The organism is Tsuneonella sp. CC-YZS046, from assembly GCF_035581365.1.
Taxonomy (GTDB): Bacteria; Pseudomonadota; Alphaproteobacteria; order Sphingomonadales; family Sphingomonadaceae; genus JAWKXU01.
Genome location: NZ_CP141590.1, coordinates 574,787 through 595,402 on the forward strand (window position 1 = coordinate 574,787; position 20,616 = coordinate 595,402).

The 20,616-nt window shown below is 65.7% G+C and carries 23 protein-coding genes and 1 riboswitch; of the genes, 15 read left to right on the forward strand and 8 right to left on the reverse strand.

The window, feature by feature from the left end:
- The first annotated feature begins 167 nt into the window (after nt 1-167).
- The 4 genes from U8326_RS02835 (at nt 168) to U8326_RS02850 (ending at nt 2,445) form a co-directional block, all read left to right on the forward strand.
- The gene (locus U8326_RS02835) at nt 168-731 is read left to right on the forward strand and encodes a hypothetical protein (protein ID WP_324742210.1); all 564 of its coding nucleotides are present in this window, start codon (nt 168-170) and stop codon (nt 729-731) included.
- 94 nt (nt 732-825) lie between these two features.
- Nucleotides 826-1,287: a DNA starvation/stationary phase protection protein gene (locus U8326_RS02840; RefSeq protein WP_324742211.1), complete on the forward strand. Its 462-nt coding sequence runs from the start codon at nt 826-828 to the stop codon at nt 1,285-1,287.
- Nucleotides 1,288-1,345: 58 nt separating this feature from the next.
- Nucleotides 1,346-1,972: a 6-phosphogluconolactonase gene (locus U8326_RS02845; protein ID WP_324742212.1), complete on the forward strand. Its 627-nt coding sequence runs from the start codon at nt 1,346-1,348 to the stop codon at nt 1,970-1,972.
- Nucleotides 1,969-2,445 carry an NUDIX domain-containing protein gene (locus U8326_RS02850; RefSeq protein WP_324742213.1) on the forward strand — a complete coding sequence of 159 codons (477 nt, stop codon included), beginning with the start codon at nt 1,969-1,971 and terminating at the stop codon, nt 2,443-2,445. The genes U8326_RS02845 and U8326_RS02850 overlap by 4 nt, the downstream gene beginning before the upstream one ends.
- 54 nt (nt 2,446-2,499) lie before the next feature.
- Here U8326_RS02850 and dinB read toward each other — a convergent pair whose 3' ends face one another.
- Nucleotides 2,500-3,630 (reverse strand): DNA polymerase IV, encoded by a 1,131-nt coding sequence (dinB, locus tag U8326_RS02855; RefSeq protein WP_324742214.1) that lies wholly within the window; start codon nt 3,628-3,630, stop codon nt 2,500-2,502.
- Nucleotides 3,631-3,711: 81 nt separating this feature from the next.
- Between dinB and U8326_RS02860 the strand changes: the two genes are divergently transcribed.
- Complete coding sequence (locus U8326_RS02860) at nt 3,712-4,965, forward strand: multidrug effflux MFS transporter (protein WP_324742215.1); 1,254 nt, start codon at nt 3,712-3,714, stop codon at nt 4,963-4,965.
- Complete coding sequence (locus U8326_RS02865; RefSeq protein ID WP_324742216.1) at nt 4,962-6,434, forward strand: glycerol-3-phosphate dehydrogenase; 1,473 nt, start codon at nt 4,962-4,964, stop codon at nt 6,432-6,434. The genes U8326_RS02860 and U8326_RS02865 overlap by 4 nt, the downstream gene beginning before the upstream one ends.
- Here U8326_RS02865 and U8326_RS02870 read toward each other — a convergent pair.
- Genes U8326_RS02870 through crtY form a run of 4 tightly spaced genes read right to left on the reverse strand, consistent with a single transcriptional unit; the run spans nt 6,419 to nt 10,642 of the window.
- Nucleotides 6,419-7,327 (reverse strand): phytoene/squalene synthase family protein, encoded by a 909-nt coding sequence (locus U8326_RS02870; RefSeq protein WP_324743677.1) that lies wholly within the window; start codon nt 7,325-7,327, stop codon nt 6,419-6,421. The two genes, U8326_RS02865 and U8326_RS02870, sit on opposite strands and share 16 nt — an antisense overlap.
- Nucleotides 7,328-7,386: 59 nt before the next feature.
- Complete coding sequence (locus U8326_RS02875) at nt 7,387-7,968, reverse strand: TIGR00730 family Rossman fold protein (RefSeq protein ID WP_324742217.1); 582 nt, start codon at nt 7,966-7,968, stop codon at nt 7,387-7,389.
- Nucleotides 7,965-9,458 carry a phytoene desaturase gene (locus U8326_RS02880; protein ID WP_324742218.1) on the reverse strand — a complete coding sequence of 498 codons (1,494 nt, stop codon included), beginning with the start codon at nt 9,456-9,458 and terminating at the stop codon, nt 7,965-7,967. Before U8326_RS02880 ends, U8326_RS02875 begins: the two co-directional genes overlap by 4 nt.
- Nucleotides 9,455-10,642, reverse strand: coding sequence for a lycopene beta-cyclase CrtY (gene crtY, locus U8326_RS02885; RefSeq protein ID WP_324742219.1), 1,188 nt, complete (start codon nt 10,640-10,642; stop codon nt 9,455-9,457). Before crtY ends, U8326_RS02880 begins: the two co-directional genes overlap by 4 nt.
- 75 nt (nt 10,643-10,717) lie before the next feature.
- Between crtY and U8326_RS02890 the strand changes: the two genes are divergently transcribed.
- Together U8326_RS02890 and U8326_RS02895 are read left to right on the forward strand one after the other, a co-directional pair.
- On the forward strand, nt 10,718-11,308 hold the full coding sequence (locus U8326_RS02890; RefSeq protein ID WP_324742220.1) for a DUF2585 domain-containing protein: 591 nt from the start codon (nt 10,718-10,720) through the stop codon (nt 11,306-11,308).
- Nucleotides 11,309-11,328: 20 nt separating this feature from the next.
- On the forward strand, nt 11,329-12,147 hold the full coding sequence (locus U8326_RS02895) for a universal stress protein (RefSeq protein WP_324742221.1): 819 nt from the start codon (nt 11,329-11,331) through the stop codon (nt 12,145-12,147).
- Nucleotides 12,148-12,211: 64 nt separating this feature from the next.
- Here U8326_RS02895 and U8326_RS02900 read toward each other — a convergent pair whose 3' ends face one another.
- Entirely contained in the window at nt 12,212-14,260 is a 2,049-nt protein-coding gene (locus tag U8326_RS02900) for a S9 family peptidase (protein WP_324742222.1), read from the reverse strand.
- A 263-nt stretch (nt 14,261-14,523) separates the two neighbouring features.
- Between U8326_RS02900 and U8326_RS02905 the strand changes: the two genes are divergently transcribed.
- The 5 genes from U8326_RS02905 (at nt 14,524) to U8326_RS02925 (ending at nt 18,970) form a co-directional block, all read left to right on the forward strand.
- A complete protein-coding gene (locus U8326_RS02905) occupies nt 14,524-15,321 on the forward strand; it encodes a MipA/OmpV family protein (protein ID WP_324742223.1) in 798 nt (265 codons plus the stop codon).
- 17 nt (nt 15,322-15,338) lie between these two features.
- Nucleotides 15,339-15,448: riboswitch (TPP riboswitch) on the forward strand.
- A 50-nt stretch (nt 15,449-15,498) separates the two neighbouring features.
- Nucleotides 15,499-15,897, forward strand: a complete 399-nt coding sequence (locus tag U8326_RS02910; RefSeq protein ID WP_324742224.1) for a hypothetical protein — start codon at nt 15,499-15,501, stop codon at nt 15,895-15,897.
- Between the two features lie 45 nt (nt 15,898-15,942).
- Nucleotides 15,943-17,802: a phosphomethylpyrimidine synthase ThiC gene (gene thiC / locus U8326_RS02915; protein ID WP_324742225.1), complete on the forward strand. Its 1,860-nt coding sequence runs from the start codon at nt 15,943-15,945 to the stop codon at nt 17,800-17,802.
- Between the two features lie 92 nt (nt 17,803-17,894).
- Entirely contained in the window at nt 17,895-18,653 is a 759-nt protein-coding gene (locus U8326_RS02920; protein WP_324742226.1) for a sulfite exporter TauE/SafE family protein, read from the forward strand.
- Nucleotides 18,654-18,763: 110 nt separating this feature from the next.
- Entirely contained in the window at nt 18,764-18,970 is a 207-nt protein-coding gene (locus U8326_RS02925) for a TOBE domain-containing protein (RefSeq protein WP_324742227.1), read from the forward strand.
- A gap of 42 nt (nt 18,971-19,012) precedes the next feature.
- Here U8326_RS02925 and U8326_RS02930 read toward each other — a convergent pair whose 3' ends face one another.
- Nucleotides 19,013-19,318, reverse strand: a complete 306-nt coding sequence (locus tag U8326_RS02930) for an alkylphosphonate utilization protein (protein WP_324742228.1) — start codon at nt 19,316-19,318, stop codon at nt 19,013-19,015.
- A 255-nt stretch (nt 19,319-19,573) separates the two neighbouring features.
- Between U8326_RS02930 and U8326_RS02935 the strand changes: the two genes are divergently transcribed.
- Nucleotides 19,574-19,867, forward strand: a complete 294-nt coding sequence (locus tag U8326_RS02935) for a hypothetical protein (RefSeq protein WP_416385502.1) — start codon at nt 19,574-19,576, stop codon at nt 19,865-19,867.
- 6 nt (nt 19,868-19,873) lie between these two features.
- Nucleotides 19,874-20,296 carry a DUF1801 domain-containing protein gene (locus tag U8326_RS02940; protein WP_324742229.1) on the forward strand — a complete coding sequence of 141 codons (423 nt, stop codon included), beginning with the start codon at nt 19,874-19,876 and terminating at the stop codon, nt 20,294-20,296.
- Nucleotides 20,297-20,335: 39 nt separating this feature from the next.
- On the opposite strand, the gene U8326_RS02945 is transcribed toward U8326_RS02940, so the two are convergent.
- The gene (locus U8326_RS02945) at nt 20,336-20,578 is read right to left on the reverse strand and encodes a DUF2061 domain-containing protein (protein WP_324742231.1); all 243 of its coding nucleotides are present in this window, start codon (nt 20,576-20,578) and stop codon (nt 20,336-20,338) included.
- Nucleotides 20,579-20,616: the final 38 nt, after the last annotated feature.

Here is a 20,616-nt window from a genome sequence, read left to right on the forward strand (position 1 = left end):
GCAGCCTGCAAGCCGCGCCGCCCGGCCACTTTTTACGCAGCGGAAATCCGGCGCGTTTCGCGAACCGATGGGATTGAGTGGAGCCATGCCCGTGCGCGCACGATACAACCGTGAAGGGAAATGCCCTTCGCTTGCCTCTCCTCCTATCGCGCGGCGCTGAACCGGCGATGCCTGCATTCTTCCTTGCTATGCTGGCCGCCGCAATGGCCTCCTTCGGGGGGCGGGATTACAGGCTGGTGGCTCATCTTTCGTCCCGGCTGGGCGCGTCTCCGATCCTGCTGGCCATCGCCTGGTCGAGCGCGGCGGTCACCGCTGTGCTTGCCGGGCTGGCGGGCATGAGCCTGACTGCCTTGCTGGCCCCCAACGCCAAGTCCATGCTGGTGGCGATCGCGCTGGTGCTGGCCGCGGCGGAACTGGCCTGGCCTTGGCAAGGGCGGCAGGCGGAGGAGCCGACCCGATCGTCGTTCGCCATCCTGCTGGTGCTGGTCGCAACGCAGATCGGAGATGGCGCGCGGTTCCTGATCCTGGCCATAACCATTGCGACGGGTGCGCCCTGGCTTGCGATTTTGGGCGGGGCGGTGGGCAGCGCCGTGATGCTCACCGCCGGCTGGAGCCTGGGAGCGCAGCCCGGCGCGGCGCGCCTGTTCCGCCGGATCAGGGTGGGATTGGCCGTGGCGCTCGCGCTGGCGGGGGTTGTTATCGGCCTCCTTGCCAGAGGGCTGCTGGGTTGATCGATAAAAACGATCATGGAAACTGCAATTTGTGTCGCAACTCGACATTCGATTAAGCGTAGAATGAACGCACAGATTCGTAAGGGGAAATACAATGAGCAAGAAAGGCGACAACGCCAAGAAGGCGCTGATCGACAGTTTGAATGGCGTTCTGGCCGATCATCTGGCCCTCTATATGAAGACCAAGAATTTCCACTGGCACGTATCCGGCCCCCGGTTCCACGACCTGCACCTGCTGTTCGACAGCCAGGCGACGCAGATCCTCGCCCTCACCGATATAATCGGCGAACGGGTCCGCAAGAATGGCGGCGATACCCTGACCTCGATCGGCGCGATTGCGGCGAAGACCAGGATCAAGGATCAGGATTCGACCAGCCTTTCGCCCGAAGCGATGGTGAAGGAACTGCGCGAGGATAACATTGCCTTGATCGCCGCCATTCGCGAAGCCAAAGCCGCCGCCGGAGAAGCGGGCGACAATGCCACCGACGGCAGCTCCGACGACTGGACCGATCAGGCGGAGCAGCGCGTCTGGTTCCTCGATCAGATCATCAAATAATCGGGCTGCTCCCCGCCTTGGCCGTGCTCGCGGCGGCTGCGCCTTTCCGGACAGGATCATGATCGGCGTTCCCGCGATCATCCGGGGTGCGGACGACGCGGCCGTGGCGGATTTCCTGGCGCGGCGGCTGGGGGACGCGCTTGATCGCAGCCGCGCCGGGCGCGTGGCCTTCACGGTGCCGGGCGGTTCCACGCCCTTTCCCATCCTGGGCCTGCTGGCCCGGCATGGCTTGCCGTGGGATCGGCTGGAGGCATGGCCGGGGGATGACCGGATCGTTCCGGAAGATCACCCGGCCAGCAACACCGGCAGGATTCGCGCCGCGCTCGAGCCGGCGGGGGCGCGGGTGGTGGCGCTTGCAGAGGATTCCGCGCCGCCGCATTTTGCGCTGGCTTGGCTGGGGATGGGAGCCGACGGCCACATCGCTTCCCTGTTTCCCAGCTGCGATCCGCGTGCCGACGATCTCCGGCCGGTTCGCCGCGTCACGCCCGATCCGCTGCCGCCGGAAGCGCCGTTCGATCGCCTGACCATGACCATTCCGGCGCTGCTGGCGAGCGATGAGATCATGTTCGTGATCCGGGGGCGGGAGAAAGCGGCGCTGTTTGAAGCGGCGATGCGCGGCGAGAACGACCTGCCGATTGCAAGATTGCTGGCTGCCGCGCGCCAGCCCGTGACGTGCTTCACATGAACCTGGCGCTCCTGCCGGCGCCGCTCCATCGCGCCGGGCTGCGGCTGGCGCATCGCCTGCGCCGGATATGGTGGCGCTGGCGCCGGCCGGAGGTGCTGGGCTGCGGCATCATGCTGTTCGATGCCCGAGGGCAGGTGCTGCTTGTGCGGCATTCCTATGGGCGGGAGCATTGGGCCTTGCCGGGCGGGGCGATCGGCAGGCGGGAAAATTCCGTGGATGCGGTCCGGCGCGAGTTGCGGGAGGAGGTCGGCTGCGGCGCGGATGATCTCGTCCACTTCGGCTCCGCGACGCGCGACCTGCATGGCGCCAGCAACCGGGTCGAGATGTTCGTCGGAACGGCGAAGGGGGAACCGGCGGCGGATGGCCGTGAAATCGTCGAGGCGCGTTTCTTCGCGCTGGATGCGCTGCCGGAGCCGTTGGCGGTCGCCACCGCGCTGTGGCTGGAGGAGTATCGGTCTCGGGCTGGAAATTGATTTGTTTTCCGTGATTTCCGAGTCAGCAAGCGTTCTGCTTGCTTTGAAATTACTCTAGAATAGCGGCAGTTGGGCCGGCTGTGGGGCCGGGGCGGATTCGTCCGCTTGCCCCTCCAGCGAGGAAAGCGTCAGCCCCATCAGGCGGATCGGCTGGGGCAGGGGAAGCATTTCCTCGAGCAGCGCATGGCCGATCGTCGCGAACTCGGCCTTGCCGGAAATCGCCTGGGCGACCGAGCGGGCGCGCGTGACCAGGCTGAAATCGGAATAGCGCAGCTTGAGCGTGACCGTGCGCCCCCGCGCTTCGGTGCGTTCGATCCGTTCCCACACGATCTCCACGATCTGGTCGAGCGTCTCGCGCAGGGCGTGCCCGCTCCAAATATCCTGGGCGAAGGTCCGTTCCCCGCCGACCGATTTGCGCGGCCGGTTGGCTTGCACCGGGCGCAGGTCTATCCCCCTTGCCGCGCGATAGAGATAATCGGCGGAGCTTCCGAAATGCTCGCGAAGGAACTCGATCGGCTGCGCGGCCAGTTGCGCTCCGGTTTCGATCCCGAGCTTCGCCATCCGTTCGGCGCCGCGCGGCCCGACCCCATGGAAACGCCGCACCGGCAGGGACTGCACGAAGGCGGCCCCTTCGCCGGGGCGGATCACGCACAGCCCGTCCGGCTTGTTCTGATCGCTGGCGAGCTTGGCGAGGAACTTGTTGTAGGACACGCCCGCGCTGGCGGTAAGCTGCAATTCCTCGTGGATGCGCTGGCGGATGAGCTGGGCGATGCGGGTCGCGGAACCGACCCCGCGCAGGTCCGCCGTGACGTCCAGATAGGCTTCGTCGAGGCTCAGCGGCTCGATCAGATCCGTATAGTCCGCGAAGATCGCGCGGATCTGCTGCGACACGGCGCGATAGACATCGAAGCGCGGCTTGCGGAAGATCAGGTCCGGGCACTGGCGCGCCGCCCGGGCGGAAGGCATGGCCGAGCGCACGCCGAACTTGCGCGCCTCGTAGCTGGCGGCCGCCACCACGCCGCGCGCCGAGGAACCGCCCACCGCCAGGGGCTTGCCGCGCAAGGATGGATCGTCGCGCTGCTCCACGCTCGCATAGAAGGCGTCCATGTCGATATGGATGATCTTGCGCAAACCCTGCGCATCCGGCTCGACAGGTTCCTTCGCTGGATACCGCGGATCGTCCATGCGAGGATATTAGCCCATGTTCCGGCAAGGAACAGCAAGTTAGCGCTGGAACAGCGAGCCCGGAATGGGCATGGGAACGAAATGGCAATTACACCGGCCACATCTGCCCGCGAACGTAAAATCTCGAAACGCGAACTGGTAATCCTCATGGCCATGCTCATGGCTTTGCAGGCGCTGGCGATCGACGCCATGCTGCCTGCCTTGCCGATGATCGCGCAGGATCTGGGGGTTTCCGACGAGAACAGGCGCCAGCTGGTGGTGGGAATTTTCGTCGTGTTCAGCGGGCTGGGCTGCCTTTTTCCCGGTATCCTGGCGGATCGCTTCGGGCGGCGCTCTGTCGCCTTGTTCGCGCTGGGGAGCTATGCCGCGCTGGCGCTGGGCTGCGCGCTGGCGGTCGACTTCACCCAGCTTCTGGTGCTGCGCGCCCTGCAGGGCCTGCTGACCTCCGGGATCATCGTGGTGCCGACCGCGATCATCCGCGACGAATATGAGGGGGACCGCATGGCCCGCCTGATGTCGCTGATCTTCGCGGTGTTCATCACCGTGCCGATCGTCGCGCCGACGATCGGGCAGGGCATATTGCTGATTGCCGGCTGGCGCTGGATCTTCGTGCTGCTGGCGGTGATCGCCACGATCAACGCAAGCTGGTTCTTCATGCGGATGCCGGAAACGCTGCACCCGGAATATCGCCAGAAGATCCAGCTCCGGCCGCTGCTGTCGCATATGGCCGACGCGATCACGCGCCGTTCGGCGGTGGGCTACGTGTTCGGCGCGGCCTTGGTCACCTCGGGCATCTTCGGCTATGTCAACCAGTCCCAGCAGCTCGTGGCCGAGCATTTCGGGGCGGGCGAGGCGTTTCCGCTCATCTTCGGGGCGATGGCCGGGACGATGGCCATATCCAGCCTCACCAATGCGCGGATCGTCGAACGGTTCGGCGCGCGCCGGGTGTCCCATACTGGGCTGTTCGTCTTCATCGGCCTCAGCCTGGCGCAGATCTGGTTCGCCATGGGTTCCTGGCAGAGCCTGGCGTGGTTCTTCCCGCTGATGGCCGCGAACATGGCGATCATCGGCTTCCTGACGGCCAATTTCGGCTCGATCGCGATGCAGCCCTTCGCCGCCACGGCGGGCGCGGCCTCCTCGGTCCAGGCCTTCGTGCGGATGTTCGGAGCGGGGATCGGCGGTGTGATAATCGGCCAGGCCTATGACGGAACCTCTCTCCCCATGGCCATATCGCTGCTGGTCATCGGCTTGCTTTGTCTGGCGCTGGTCCTGTTCACCGAACGGGGCCGCCTGTTCCGCAGGCTCAACCTGCCGCCAACGGTCGAACAGCCGTGAGCGCGCCATTCGACCTCATCGTCGTGGGCGGCGGGGTCAATGGCGCGGGGGTGGCCCGCGATGCGGCGGGGCGGGGGGCGAAAGTCCTGCTGCTGGAAGCGCGCGATCTCGCTTCCGGCACCTCCTCCGCTTCCACCAAGCTGGTTCATGGCGGGCTGCGCTATCTCGAATATCGCGAGTTCGCCCTGGTGCGCGAAGCCTTGCGGGAGCGCGAGATATTGTGGCGGATTGCGCCGCATATCATCCGCCCGATGCGCTTCGTCCTGCCGCATACGCCGGGCCTGCGGCCGCGCTGGATGCTGCGGGCGGGCCTGTTCCTGTATGACCGTATCGGCGGGCGTTCCGCTCTGCCGGGCGCGCGGGGGATCGCGCTGGCCGATCACCCGGCGGGCGCGCCGCTCGGCCCCGGTTTGCGCCATGGTTTCGAATATTCGGACGGCTGGGTCGACGATGCCCGGCTGGTCGTGCTGAACGCGAAGGATGCGGCGGAAAAAGGCGCGGAAATCCGCACCTATACGCCGATGCTGTCGGCGCGGCGCGAAGGGGCGGTGTGGCGGGTCGAAACCCCGTCCGGGGCGTTCCATGGCCGGGCGCTGGTCAATGCGGGCGGTCCGGGCGCGGACGAGGTCGCCACGGTGGCGGGGGAGAGGCCGGCCTGGCATGTGCGGCGCGTGCGCGGTTCGCACATCGTCACGCGGCGGCTGTTCGATCACGATTACGCCTATATCTTCCAGCTGCCCGATACGCGGATCTGCTTCGCCATCCCCTTCGAGCGGGATTTCACGCTGATCGGCACGACCGACCGCGATCACGCGGGGGCGCTGGATCATGTCGCGGCGGCTGATGACGAGGTGGCCTATCTTTGCGAGGCCGCGAGTCGCTATTTCGCAAAGCCGGTCGTTCCAGCCGATGTGGTGTGGACCTATGCCGGGGTGCGCGCGCTGATCGACGATGGATCGGGCAGGCCCGAAGCCGCGACGCGCGGCTATCGTCTGTCCTTGTCGGAGCCGGGGGAAGGGGCGCCGCTGCTGGGGATATGGGGTGGCAAGATCACCAGCTATCGGCATGTCTCGGAAGCCGCCGTCAATATGCTCTCCGGCCGCCTGGATGGGCTGGGCGGCCCGGCATGGACGGCGGAAAAGCCGCTGCCCGGTGGCGATTTCCCGGTCGATGCGCAAGCCGATCTGATCGAAACGCTCCGCGCCGAATATGAATTTCTGGATGAACGCGATGCCGTGCGGATCGCAAGGGCCTATGGCACGCGCGCCGGGCGGTGGCTCGGCCAGGCGCGCAGTCGGGATGCTCTGGGGCGGCAGTTCGGGGCGGGATTGAGCGAAGCGGAAATCGCCTATCTCCGGGCGGAGGAATGGGCGGTCACGGCGGAAGATGCGCTGTGGCGGCGCAGCAAGCTGGGCCTGCATATGACCGTGGCCGAGCGTGCGGCGGTGGCCGCCTATATGGGGGCCTGAGCCGCCAGCCTTGCCAGTTCGCGCCGGTTCCAGCGCGGCAGGCGTTCCAGCCCCCTCGGGCGGGCGAGAGCCTGCCGGAAGGCTTCCGCCACATGCCCCAGCTTCTCGATCCGGCCGGTCGCCTGGCGCGTGTTCCAGGCATCCGCACCGGCAGCGCCGACCTTGCGGGCGATCGCGCCGTAGATCCCGGCGGCTGACAGCACGGCCCAGCGCTGGCGGAACCGAAGGCGGGCCGCCCCGATCCGCGCAGCCCGTTCATGTTCCCGCGCCAATCCGGCCAGCCGCGCAGCCAGCGGAACGAGCGCCGGACGGAACGCGGGTTGCATATGCCGCCCGGCGGGAATCCCGGCCTGTTCCAGCCATTCCGCCGGCAGGTAGCACCGCCCGGCTGCCGCATCCTCGCCAATGTCCCGGGCGATATTGGCGAGCTGGAAGGCAAGCCCCAGATCGCAGGCGCGATCCAGCGTGTCGCCATCCTGCGGATCGACCCCCATGACCACGGCCATCATCACCCCGACCGCCCCGGCCACATGGTAGCAATAGCGCATCAGATCGGCCTCGCTGCGCGGGCGCCAACCGGCGGCATCCAGCGCGAAGCCGGCAATCACATCGTCTGCCATCCGCATGGTGAGGCCGGTTTCCAGCGCCACCACGCCCAGCGCGTCGAAAGCCGGATCGTCGGTTTCCTCAGCGGCGAATGCGCGCGTTGTGAGTTGCCGAATGATTGCGAGGCGATCTTCGGCCCCTGCCTGCGCGCCCAGCGCATGGCCATGGTCCTGATCGTCGGCTAGGTCGTCGCAGCGGCGGCACCAGGCATAGAGCAGCCAGGCCCGTTCCCGCGTTTCCCGGTCGAACAGGCGGCTCGCCACGGTGAAGCTCCTGGAGCCGCGCATGATCGATTGGCGGGCATGGCGGACGAGAGCGGGGCGATCCTCCCGGGACGTTGCCGGGTTCACAAACCCTCCGGCTTCATCCGGAAGATCGGCGTATGCTGCTCATGGGCATCCATCCGCGTAAGCAGCAGATCCAGTTCGCCTTCCGCCATGACGATCCCCGCGTGGGCCGGGCGGATGAAGCCGACCTGGACCATGTGATGGATGAACGCGATCAGGCCGTCGAAAAAGCCGAAGGCGTTGAGCAGGCCAACGGGCTTTGCGTGATAGCCCAGCTGCGCCCAGCTTGCCGCTTCCCACAGCTCGTCCATCGTGCCGACGCCGCCGGGCAGGGTCAGGAACCCGTCGGACATATCCGTGAAGCGGGCCTTGCGTTCATGCATGGTGCGCACCACGATCAGTTCGGTGCAGTCGTAATTCGCGATTTCCCGGCTGACCATCGCTTTCGGGATCACCCCGATCACTTCGCCCCCGGCATCGAGCGCGGCCTTGGCAAGCGCACCCATCAACCCCAGCCTGCCGCCGCCATAGACCACGCCGATGCCGCGCTGCGCGAGGGCGGCCCCCACCTCGGCGGCCAGCGCCATATAGCGCGGGTCCTCGGGGGTGGCCGAGCCGCAATAGACGGCCAGGCGCTTCATCGGGCCAGGTCCTCGATCATCAGCCCAGCCGTGGCCTTGGCGCTGCCCACCACGCCGGGAATGCCCGCGCCGGGATGGGTGCCCGCGCCGACGAGGTAGAAATTGGAGATAGTGTCGTCGCGATTATGCGCGCGGAACCAGGCGCTCTGGCTCAACACCGGTTCCAGGCTGAAGGCGCTGCCCAGATAGGCGTTGAGATCCAGCGCGAAATCGCGCGGCGCATAGTGGAACTTGGTGACGATGCGGTCGTGGATGTCGGGGATCAGCCTGCGGCCGACTTCATCCAGGATGCGTTTTTCCAGCAGCGGTCCGATCTGTTCCCAGTCCACCGTCAGCTTGCCCATGTGGGCGACCGGCACCAGCGCGTAGAAGGTGCTTTTTCCGGCGGGCGCCATGGAAGGATCGGTCACGGTCGGGTGGTGCAGATAAATCGAGAAATCGCGCGGCAGCACGCCATGCTCGTAGATGTCCTGCAACAGGCCTTTGTAGCGCGGGCCGAACAGGATCATGTGATGGGGAATGCCCGGCCAGCTCCCCTCGACGCCGAAATGGACCACGAACAGGCTGGGCGAGAAGCGCTGGCGGGCCAGTTTCTTCGCATAGGTCGCCCCGCGCTGGCTCCCCGCCAGAAGATCGCGATAGGAATGCATGATGTCGGCATTGCTGGCGACCGCGTCGAACCGCTCCTTCCAGCCGCTGCTGGTTTCCACTTCGGTCGCCCGGGTGCCGAGCGTGTGGACCTGCGTTACCGGATCGCCCAATCGCACGGTGCCGCCCAGCCGCTCGAAATGGCGGACCATCGCCGCCACCAGCCGGTTGGTTCCGCCGCGCGCCCACCATACGCCGCCCTCGCGCTCCAGCTTGTGGATCAGGGCGTAGATGCCGCTGGCGGTCATCGGATTGCCGCCGACCAGCAGGGTGTGGAAGGACAGCGCCTGGCGCAGCTTTTCGGATTTCACGTAGCGTGAGACGATCGAATAGACCGAACGCCAGGCCTGATAGCGGGCCAGGGAAGGCGCCGCCTTCACCATGCTCCTGAAATCGAGGAACGGGACCGCGCCCAGCCTGAGATAGCCCTGCTGATAGACATGGGTCGAATAGCGCAGGAAATCCTCGTAGCCGCCAATGTCGCCGGGTGCGATGCGGGCGATTTCCCGGCGCAGGGTTTCATCGTCGTTGGAATAGTCGAAATTGACGCCGTCCGGCCAGTTGAGCCGGTAGAACGGCATCACCCGCATCAGTTCCAGGTCCAGCGACATATCGTGGCCGGTCAGGCGCCACAATTCGTCCAGACAGGCGGGGTCGGTGATTACGGTCGGACCGGCATCGAAGGTGAAGCCTTCCTTCTCCCAGTAATAGGCGCGGCCGCCCGGCTTGTCGCGCGCTTCCACCAGCGTGGTGGCGATCCCGGCGGCCTGCAGGCGGATGGCCAGCGCCAGCCCGCCGAAGCCTGCCCCGATCACGCAGGCGCGTTTCGCGCTGGAAGTCACGCGACAGCCCTTTGCGCGAGCGGCGCTCCGGCGCGCAGGAGCGAGGCCGCGGCCCGCCCCAGCGGAACGGGAGGCTTGCCGCACAGAATGCGGAAACGGTCGGCGCAGGTGGAGCGGGCGGCGTAGAAGCGTTCGATCAGATCATCGGGCAAGCGATGGAACCGCTCGAGGATGCGCCAGCGTTCCTCCGGCCGGGCAGCGCCGAACAGCATCTGCCCGAGCTTGCGGTAGAACCCGGTCCCGCGCCAGTGGTCCCGCGCCCGCGCCTCGAGCAGGGCGGCAAGCTGGGGGCCGGGCAGCGCGGCGTTCTCCGCCACCGCCAGCGCGGCCGCCACGGCATGGGGCAGGGTATAGCTGGTCAGCGGGTGCATGAAGCCGCCCCGCGCCCCGGCCCGGGCCACGCCTTCTATCCGCAATGCGGCCTGGAAGGCGGAGAAATCGCCGCCGGTGATGACCGGCAGCACCCCGCTTTCGGAGGCGATGATCCGGCCTTCCCAGCCATGCCGGGCGCAATAGCGGCCGATCCGGCCGGACAGCGCTCCGCGATCCAGCAAGGGGCTGTCGGTGTAATAGGTATCCTCGACGAACAGGTCGTTTGCGCCCAGCGGCAGCACATAGACGAAGCGATAGGCCCCGTGCTGCGCGACATCGGCATCCATGATTACCGGCCGTTCCACCCCATGCGGCGCGGACATGCGCAGATGATGCCCCAGGAACAATTGCCAGCCGCCGGTCAGATGGGGGGTGGGGGCGAAGCCCCGGCAATCGATCACCGCCCCGGCCTCGATCCGCTCTCCATCGGCAAGGGTGACGCCGCGAGCATCCAGCGCCGAAGCGGATGCCTTCAGGCGAACCGCGCCCTCCGGCAATTCCCGGTCCAGCGCCGCCGCGAAATCGTCCGAGGAGAGCGAGCGGTATGGCGTCGGCAGGTGGCGCGCATGGTTCGGGAAGCGCACATCGTAGCCATTGTCCCACGCGGTCTTGCGGAACGGGGCCAGCAGCCGTTCCCCGCCTTCCGGCAGATCGGTGTCGAACCAGCTCCAGCGATGGGCGCCGCCGATCGTTTCGCCGCTTTCCAACAGGCAAAGCGCAAGGCCGGGCCGGCGTTGCTTCAGCGCCAGGGCGATCAGCCCGCCTGAAAGCCCGCCGCCGACTATGGCGATGTCGTATTTGCGACCTGTCATTGGCAGGTGAGTAAGCCGATGGTGCGCCCTGCGCAACCGCTTGCGACATGCCCGGCGAGACGGCACAACCGAAGGATGCAGCCCCTCTTGCTTCCCGATCGCCGCGCATGGTTGCTGACGTTGGTTTTTCTGCTGGCGATCCTCATGATTCTGCTGGGGATGGGCCGTCCGCCGATCTGCGCCTGCGGCACGGTGAAGCTGTGGCACGGCGTGGTGCAATCCAGCGAGAACAGCCAGCATATCGCCGATTGGTACAGCTTCAGCCATGTCATCCATGGCCTGCTGTTCTATTTCGGCGCCTGGCTGCTGTGGGAAAGGTGGAAATTGTTCGGGGGGCGTCCGGCTCGCTGGGCGCTGCCTATCGCGGTCGCCTTCGAAGGGTTCTGGGAAATCCTGGAGAATTCCCCGATCATCATCCAGCGCTACCGCGAAGTCACGGTCAGCTGGGGCTATGCCGGTGACAGCATCGTCAATTCCATGGCCGATCTCGGCTGGATGGTGGTAGGTTTCCTCGCCGCCGGGCGGTTGCCCGCATGGGCCAGCGTGATGGCGGCGATTGCTTTTGAAACGTTCACTTTGATCGTGATCAGAGACAATCTCACTCTCAACGTGCTGATGCTCGTATGGCCGGTGGAGGCCATCAGGCAGTGGCAGGGAACGGGATGACCGGCCCAAGGAGGTGAAGCATGAAATCGGTTCTGGTTTATATGGGCGCTGACGACGGCCAGGAGGCGCGTTATCGGGCGGCGGTGGATGTCGTGCGGAGCGTGGGCGGGCATCTGACCTGCCTTCAGCCGATCGCGTCGATGATGTCCTACCTTCCCGTCGACCCCTATGGCGCCGCGATCTTTGCCGAGCAGGCGCTGGAGCATGTCCGGGAAATCGAAAACAAGGAGCGGGCGCAGATGGAGAGCCGCCTGCGGGCGGACGGCATAGAATGGGATTGGCAGGCCCATCCCGGCCACGCGGTTTCGGTGATGGTCAACCATAGCTGGCTGTCCGAGCTGCTGGTCGTCAGCGTTCCGGCATCCGACTGGCGCTCCCGGTTCGAAATGCCGCCGATTGCCGCCGATGTGGTGGTGCGCTCGCGCGTTCCGGTGCTGGCGGTGCCCAATGGGTTGCAGGGCTTCGATTGCAGCGGTCCGGCGCTGGTGGCGTGGAACGGATCGCCGGAATCATGTCAGGCCTTGCGCTCCGCGCTTCCGCTGCTGCGGCTGTCGAGCAAGATGGTGCTGGCGACCGTGCCGGAAGACAATGGCTATGAATTGCCGCCCGCCGATGCCGCGACGTTTCTCGCGCGCCATCAGCTGGAATGCGAGATCGTCGAGATCGAGGGCGCGGGCAGGCTGGTTTCCACCATTCTGCGCGAGGCCGCCAAGGATCATGGCGCGGCCTATGTGGTGATGGGGGCCTATGGCCATTCCCGCCTGCGCGAAAGCCTGCTGGGGGGCGCGACCAGGGAAATGCTGATCGATTCCCCCCTGCCGCTGCTTCTGGCGCATTAGGAGAATGTAACTGGCGGGTGGCCGGGCTGCGTGCCCGGCATCCGCGCCGGCGCGTCAGGCCCGATCAGTCCTGCAGGCGCAGCTCCGGGCGGGGCGGGGGCAGCGCGTTGCCGTCTTTCGCGCCTGTTCCGCTGAGATAGCGGTCGAACCATTCCATCATCCGGAGATTGTAATCGTATCGCGCCGCCGCCCGGCGATTGCCGTGCCCTTCGCCGGGATAGAGCACCAGCCGCACCGGCGTGGCCGTGCGCAGCCTGATCGCCTGATACAGCTCCAGGCTCTGGCCGGGATCGACCCGGCTATCGTCCCGCCCGTGGAGGATGAGCAGCGGCGTCCTGGCCTTGCCGGCATGATAGATGGGCGAGCGTTCCAGCATGGCCTGCCAGTCTTCCCACGGCCATTTGCGGGAATGGACCAGATACATCTCCCTCGGGATCTCGGTCGTGCCCAATTTGGAGATGAGGTTGGAAACCCCGACGAACATGACCGCGGCGGCGAAGTTTTCCGACAGCGCGGTGGCGGCCCAGGCCGCCGCATAGCCGCCATAGGAACCGCCCGTGATCCCCACTCTGGCCGGGTCGGCGATGCCCTGTTCGACCAGCGCCTTCCTGGCGTCCAGCAGGTCGTTGAATTCCTTGCCCGCGTAATCGCCCTGATGCTGCTTGGAAAACTCCGTGCCATAGGCCGTGGAGCCGCGATAATTGGGCAGGAACACGGCATAGCCGCGCCCCGCGGCAACCTGCCCCGGAGAGGAATAATCGGTGATCCAGCCATTCGATTCATGGGCTTCCGGCCCGCCATGGACGTCGAGGATGGTCGGCGCTCCGCCCCGTTTCAGCCCGCCGACCGGCTCGATCAGGATGCCCTCGATCCGCTGGCCGTCGCGGGCGGTGTAGGTCATCGTGCGTTGCCGGCCCAGCTCCACTTGCGCCAGCCATGGGTTGTGGCTGGTCCAGCGGCGCAGGGCTTGTCCTTGCGCTTGTCCCTGGGCCTGTTCTTCCAGCACGAACAGTTCGGCCGGGTGGCTGGCGGAACTCGCCCGGACCGCCAGCCTGCCGCCGGCGCTTTTCAGCCGGGTCGCGACCAGATCGCCCGTATCGATTTCCTGCACGGCCCGTCCGGCGGCATCGTAGAAGCGCAGGACGCTGCGCGCGCCCTTGTGGACCACTGCCGCCAGCCTTCCATCCGCCAGATACTCGGCATCCACCGCCGCTTCCGCCGCGCCCTGGTTCAGCGGGCGGAGCGCGCCGGTCGCGCTGTCCACCAGATAGAGCGTGGTGGGGGCGGGGTCGTTCTCGTCGGTTGCCGCGATCAGCGACAGCGTCCGCCCGTCCGGCGCTATCTCCATGTCGTCGATCTTGCCGGTGGTTTCCACCACGCGGCGGACCTTGCCGGTGGTGAGATCGACGAATTGCACGCGCTTGCTCGTGTAGCTGTCATCGACGCTGGGGGTTGGCGCGCTCTGCACGATCGCTTCGCGGCCGTCAGGCGAAATCTCGAACAGGCTTACCTGGCCGGGCAGGGCGATCGGCCGGGGCTGCGTATCCGGCTTCTTGCCCGCCTGCGCGGCGAACAGGCGGTTGAAGCGCGGCTCCTCCCCCACCACGATGGCGTTGAACCCCGCCTTCTTCTCGTTTTCGCGCGTGACGGCGGTTTCCGCTTCGGCCAGCAGGTAAATCACCGTTCCATTGGGCGCCCAGCGATAGTCGAGCACATTGGCATCCGCGATTTCGGCCAGCTTGCGGTGGCCGCCCCCATCCACGGGAATGCCCCAGACCGCTTCCTTGCCGTCCTTGTGCTGCCAGATGAAGGAGATGGTCTTTCCGTCGGGCGAGAAACGCACCGCCGAGACATTCATGTCCGCGGGCAGGTAATCGCGGCCATGGTCCGCGCCCCAGGCCAGCTTGAGCTGCTGCCGTGCGCGGCCATCGTCCTGGCGGCGGGTGATGTCGGGCAGCCTTGCCGTGGTGTAGGCCACCGCCTGTCCATCGGGCGAAATGGCGATCTGCCCGACTGCTTCGATCCTTGCCACGTCCTCCGGCGTCATCGGGCGCGCCATGGCGGACGCGGGGGTGGACGCGAGCAAGGCGCCAAGCAACAGCAGACGATTCACGATCAATGCCCCTCTCGATATTCTCGCTTTTGAGGAAGCATAGCCGCCGATCCGTCTTGCACAACAGGGAGCACCGATTTTCCCGAATGCGACGATGCCCGAATGTGACGATGATTGTAATGCCGCTTTTTCCCCGCACAGGAACGCAGTCGCAGCATGATCGTTTGCATGGTCACACGATTATCATGGTATATTGAACCCTTATGCGCGCATCTTCCCTGTTTTCGCTTTCCGCCTTCGCCAGCCTCTTTCCGGCAATTGCCATGGCAGAACCGGCAGACAATGATTTTCCCGATGCGGAGAACGCCTATTCCGGCGATTTCCTGATAATAGGAGCCGGGGCGATCTATGCGCCCGATTATGAAGGGTCCGACGATTACGAGGCCAGGCCGGCCGCCGGGTTTCGCGGGCGGATCGGCGGGATCGGCGTCTATTCCAGCGGCATCGGCCTGGGCGCCGATCTCATTCCCAGCAGGAAGGGCGAGAAGGTCGCCTTCTCCCTCGGCCCGGTGGTCCGCTATCGCGCGGACCGCAGCGGCAAGGTGAAGGACCCTGTCGTGCGCCTGCTGCCCCGGCTGGATGAAACCTGGGAAGCCGGGATCAGCGCCGACGTGTCCTTTCGCGATCTGCTGACGGGCAAGGATTCCCTCTCGTTCGGGACGGACGTGCGATGGACCTTTTCCGGCAACAAGGGCGGCCGGATCATCACCACCAGCGCCAGCTATTTCACCCCCATATCGCAGGCGGCCGCGGTCGGCGTGTCCTTCGGCATGGATCATGTGAACCACAAATACGCCGATTATTACTACACCATCGACGCGGAAGGCAGCGCGGCGAGCGGTCTTCCCATGTATCAGGGCAAGTCCGGCTGGAAGAACTGGAGCGGGCGGCTTTATGCCGGATACGATCTCGATGGGAACATGAGGAACGGCGGCTGGTCGATCGGCGGAGTGCTGAGCTACGTCAAGCTGCGCGGCAGCGCCGCCAGGACGCCGATCACTTCGATCCGGGGCGATCGCGGCCAATGGATGGCGGGTGCGGGCATTGCCTATACATTCTGATCGAATGCCCCTATCCTGACCCCACCCCGGGGAGCCAGCGCATTGGCTGAGAGGTGGGAGTCGCGTCCCACGACCCGTTGAACCTGAACCCGTTAGCACGGGCGGAGGGAGGGTGGCCGCGCCGACAGAAGCCATCCGTCTCCGTTCCGTGTCCGGGTCAAGAGGAGCAGGATGGTGATGCCCGATCTGACATTGGTGCCGGCATGGACAAGCATGTTCCTGGGATTGTTCGCGTTTTTTGCCGGAGTGGGCGAATTGCGCAATCCCGGCCAATGGGACAAGGTGCTGCGCGATATAGTGGCCTCGCCATCGCTGCAGCTCATCACCGCGCTGGTCGAGCTGTTTCTGGGCGCGGTGATCTACCTCGCCAATCCCTGGGAATCGGCCGACTGGCTCTCCAGCTTCCTGAACGTGCTGGGCGGGCTGATGGTGCTGGAAGCGCTGGTCATACTGGCCTTTTCGGATTTCTACATCGCCTTCTGGCTGCGCAGGTTCGGCCCGCTTTCCCGCCTATGGGCGCTGTTTTCCATGATTGTGGGGGTGGCGCTGGTCGCGCTCGCCCTGACCCGTTTCTGACACATCGCAACCGTTAAAAGACTATCCAGACGAAGGACCGACGAGATGGCCGACATCAATTCCAAGCTCGAAATAGGCGTCACCACCGGCCCGATCCGGGGCAGCCGCAAGATTCATGTCGGCAGGCATCGCGTGGCCATGCGTGAAATCCATCTCGAACCCTCCAGCGGCGAACCGCCGATCCGCGTCTACGATACCTCAGGCCCCTATACCGACCCCGAGGCGGTGATCGACATTCAGGCCGGCCTGCCGCAATTGCGGCGGGAGTGGCAGCTCGCCCGGGGCGATGTGGAAGCCTATGATGCGCGCGCCGTGAAGCCGGTGGACAACGGCCTTAAGGGGCCGGACCGCAGCGGCGGGGTTGCCCCGTTCCCCCATGTGGTGAAGCGTCCGTTGCGCGCGAAGCCCGGCATGAACATCAGCCAGATGCATTATGCCAAGCGCGGCATCGTCACGCCCGAGATGGAATATGTGGCGGAGCGCGAGAACCTGGGGCGCGAGCGGCTGAAGGAATATGCTCGCGACGGGCAGGATTGGGGCGCGGAAATTCCCGATTACGTGACGCCGGAGTTCGTCCGCGACGAGGTGGCGCGCGGCCGGGCGATCATTCCCAGCAACGTCAACCATCCCGAGTCCGAGCCGATGGCGATCGGCCGCAATTTCCTGGTGAAGATCAACGCCAATATCGGCAATTCCGCCGTCGCCTCCGACGTGGCGCAGGAAGTGGACAAGATGGTCTGGTCGATCCGCTGGGGCGCCGACACGGTGATGGACCTGTCCACCGGCCGGAACATCCACGACACGCGCGAATGGATCATCCGCAACAGCCCCGTGCCGATCGGCACCGTGCCGATCTATCAGGCGCTGGAGAAGGTCGGCGGCATCGCCGAGGACCTGACCTGGGAAATCTTCCGCGATACGCTGATCGAGCAGGCCGAGCAGGGGGTGGATTATTTCACCATCCATGCGGGCGTGCGCCTGCCCTATATCCCGATGACCGCCAAGCGCGTCACCGGCATCGTCAGCCGGGGCGGCAGCATCATGGCCAAGTGGTGCCTCGCCCATCACCGGGAGAGCTTTCTCTACGAGCATTTCGACGAGATCACCGAGATCATGAAGGCCTATGACATCGCCTATTCGCTGGGCGACGGGTTGCGCCCCGGCTCCATCGCCGACGCCAATGACGAGGCCCAGTTCGCCGAGCTTTACACGCTGGGCGAGCTGACCAAGCGCGCCTGGGAGCAGGACGTGCAGGTAATGATCGAGGGGCCGGGCCATGTGCCGATGCACAAGATCAAGCAGAACATGGACAAGCAGCTCGAAGCCTGCGGCGAAGCGCCGTTCTACACGCTCGGGCCGCTGACCACCGACATCGCGCCGGGCTACGATCACATCACCAGCGGCATCGGCGCGGCGATGATCGGCTGGTATGGCACGGCGATGCTCTGCTACGTCACGCCCAAGGAGCATCTCGGCCTGCCGGATCGCGACGACGTGAAGGTCGGCGTGGTCACCTACAAGCTGGCGGCCCATGCGGCGGACCTCGCCAAGGGGCATCCGGCGGCCAAGGTGCGCGACGATGCGCTGTCGAGGGCGCGGTTCGAGTTCCGCTGGCGCGACCAGTTCAACCTCAGCCTGGACCCGGATACGGCGGAGCAATACCACGACCAGACGCTGCCCGCCGAAGGCGCCAAGACCGCGCATTTTTGCTCGATGTGCGGGCCGAAGTTCTGCAGCATGAAGATCACGCAGGAAGTGCGGGATTTCGCGGCAAAGCAGAACCAGGAAAGCACCGGGTTCATCGCGGCGGAGGAAGTAGAAGCCGGGATGAAGCAGATGAGCGAGAAATATAACGAGATCGGGCGCGAGCTTTATATCGGCGCGGGCGGACGCGAGCACGATTGATCCCACCGCGTTCGCACCGGAAAATGACTCAACTTCCTCGCGATGGCGTGCCGTGGCGTTCAAGCCCGGCGCAGGCCTGCTGATCGCCGCCCATGCTGAACGATCCCTGGTTCATCCTCGCGGCGGTGATCGCCGTCTCGCTCATCGGGCTGGCGAAAGGCGGTTTTGCCGGGCTCGGCACGCTGGGCACTCCGATTCTCGCGCTGGTGATCTCGCCGGTGGCGGCGGCTGGCATCCTGCTGCCGATCCTGATCGTGCAGGATGTCGTCAGCGTCTGGAGCTTCCGTCACGCCTGGGATCGCTGGATCGTGGGCTGGATGATGCCGGGCGCGGTGATCGGCGTCGTGCTCGGCTGGGCCTTCGCGGAAGTGCTGCCGGTCAGCGCGGTGCTGACGGTGCTGGGCGGGATCACCCTGATCTTCGGGCTGTGGCGGTTGTGGGTGGAGCGCGGCGGCCGGATCGTCGCGGCGACGAACTCACCGGGCTGGGTAGGCTCGCTGTTCGGAGTGGCGATGGGCTTCACCAGCCAGGTCGCCCATGCGGGCGCGCCGCCATTCCAGATCTGGGTCGGGCCGCGCCGCCTGCCGCATCTGTTCTATGTCGGCACCAGTTCGGTGACCTTTGCCATCCTCAACTGGGTGAAGGTGCCCGCCTATATCGCGCTGGGTGAGTTCACGCGCGAGAACCTGACCATTTCGGCCATGCTGATCCCCGTGGCGATCGCCAGCACGCTGGCGGGGGTGTGGCTCGTGCGCAGGATAGATGCGGCGCGCTTCTATGGCTTGATGTATCTCCTCATGGTGCTGCTGGGCGCCAAGCTGCTGTGGGACGGGATGGCCGCGCTGGTTTGAGGCGCCTCGATAAGACCCATGATCGGCGAGCCGGTGCGGAAACCACGTCGCTGGGTGCGCGTTTCCGCCTTGCGGCCGGGGCTTGCCGGAGGATCGAAAGGAGAACCGTAATGAAGATCAGCGCGCGCAACCAGCTTTCCGGCACGATCACCGCGATCACGCCCGGCGCGGTGAACGGAACGGTGAAGGTCGACATCGGTGGCGGCAACATCATCACTTCCAGCATAACCGAGGAAGCCATCGCGGACCTCGGGCTGGAGGTGGGCGATACGGTGACGGTTCTGGTGAAGGCGAGCGACGTGCTGATCGGGAAGTAAGGGGCGGCGGCCTATAAGGCGCGACCCCGAACAGAAAGGCGCTCAGCGCTTCCGCACGAATTCCGCGCGCAGCACCAGGCCCTTGATGCCTTCGAACTTGCAGTCGATTTCCTGCGCATCGCCGGTCAGGCGGATCGACTTGATCAGCGTGCCCTGCTTCAGGGTCCGGCCCGCGCCTTTGACCTCAAGGTCCTTGATAAGCGTCACCTGGTCGCCGTCGGCCAGCAGATTGCCCACCGCATCGCGCACCTCGACGGTGCTTTCGGCGACACGCTTGGCCGCAAGCTCCGAAGCAGGCAGCCACTCGCCGCTCTCCTCGTCATAAACATAGTCTTCGTCACTGCTCATGTCGTTTGCTCCTGTCCGGGAGGGCCATGGCAGGGCGAACGGATTTTTGCCAGCGCGCAGTTTGCCGAACGCAGCATTCCCTTGCCGCCGGCGTGAGCATGGAAACGCGCTCGCAATGTTGGGTATTTCCGGATATTCAGACCGGGCCAGCCAGGACGAGGGCGACACCATGAACAGCGGCGCGGATGACAGCGAAAGCGGAAATTTCCCCTTCCGGCAGCGAGTAATCGCGCGGTCGGGCCGGAATCGGAAAGCGTGATGCGGCCATCGGACAAGGCCTGGCTGGCGATCGGCATGGACGCCTGGCTGCTGGGGGCGGAGGCATCCATGGTCATGACCCTGCGCGGGATGAAGCTGGCCCGGGGCGGGACCGCCGCATGGCGCGAAACGCAACGGATGGTCGCGGAGAAATCGGCCGCCAACCTGGCGTTCACCCTTGCCCTTGCGGGCGGGCGGCTGGGAAGCAGCCCTGAAGCCATCGCCAAAGGCACGCTCGCCCATTACCGCAAGCATGTGCGGGCCAACCGGCGCAGGCTGGCGGGACGTTAGGGAAGCATGGCGAAGGACGAGCCCGTTCTTCTCCTCTCGGGCGGCAATCCCCAGATCCCCAAGGGCGAGGGTGATGGGCCGGTGCAGGCCTATATCGCCGCGGTGCCGGGCTGGAAGCAGGACATCTGCCGCCGGGTCGATGCGATCGTGACGGAGCGGGTGCCCGGCGTGCGCAAGGCGGTGAAGTGGAACTCGCCTTTCTATGGCGCGCCGGATGGGCCGCCCGGCACATGGTTCCTCAGCTATCACTGCTTCACGAAATATGTGAAGGTCAGCTTCTTTCGGGGCACCTCGCTCGACCCCGTGCCGGCCGGCAAGTCGAAGCATCCGGAAGTGCGCTACCTCGACATTCGCGAAGGCGAGCTGGACGAGGCGCAGCTTGCCGATTGGGTGGAGCAGGCCAGCCGCCTGCCGGGCGAGAAGATGTGAGCCAGCCTTCCGGCGCGGCTGCCGCGAGAGTTCCCGGTCCTAGGCCGCGCTGAGCATATGCTGGTCGAAGCCGTCATTCCCCGGCGGGGATGCTTTTCCCCGCTGCTCCACCCGTTTCCAGGCCTTTTCGTGGAAATAGAACGCCATTGCGTTGATGCAGGGTTCGATCAGCGCGATGCCCCCCGCCAGCACGAGGGAGCCGGTCAGGACGTAGGCAACGCTGAACCCCACCGCCAGGTGGATGGTCAGGTAACTGAGCGTCTTCATCAGATCGCGCGACATGTTCGCTTCCGTTCGTCAAGAGCCGGCAGGGCACAGGA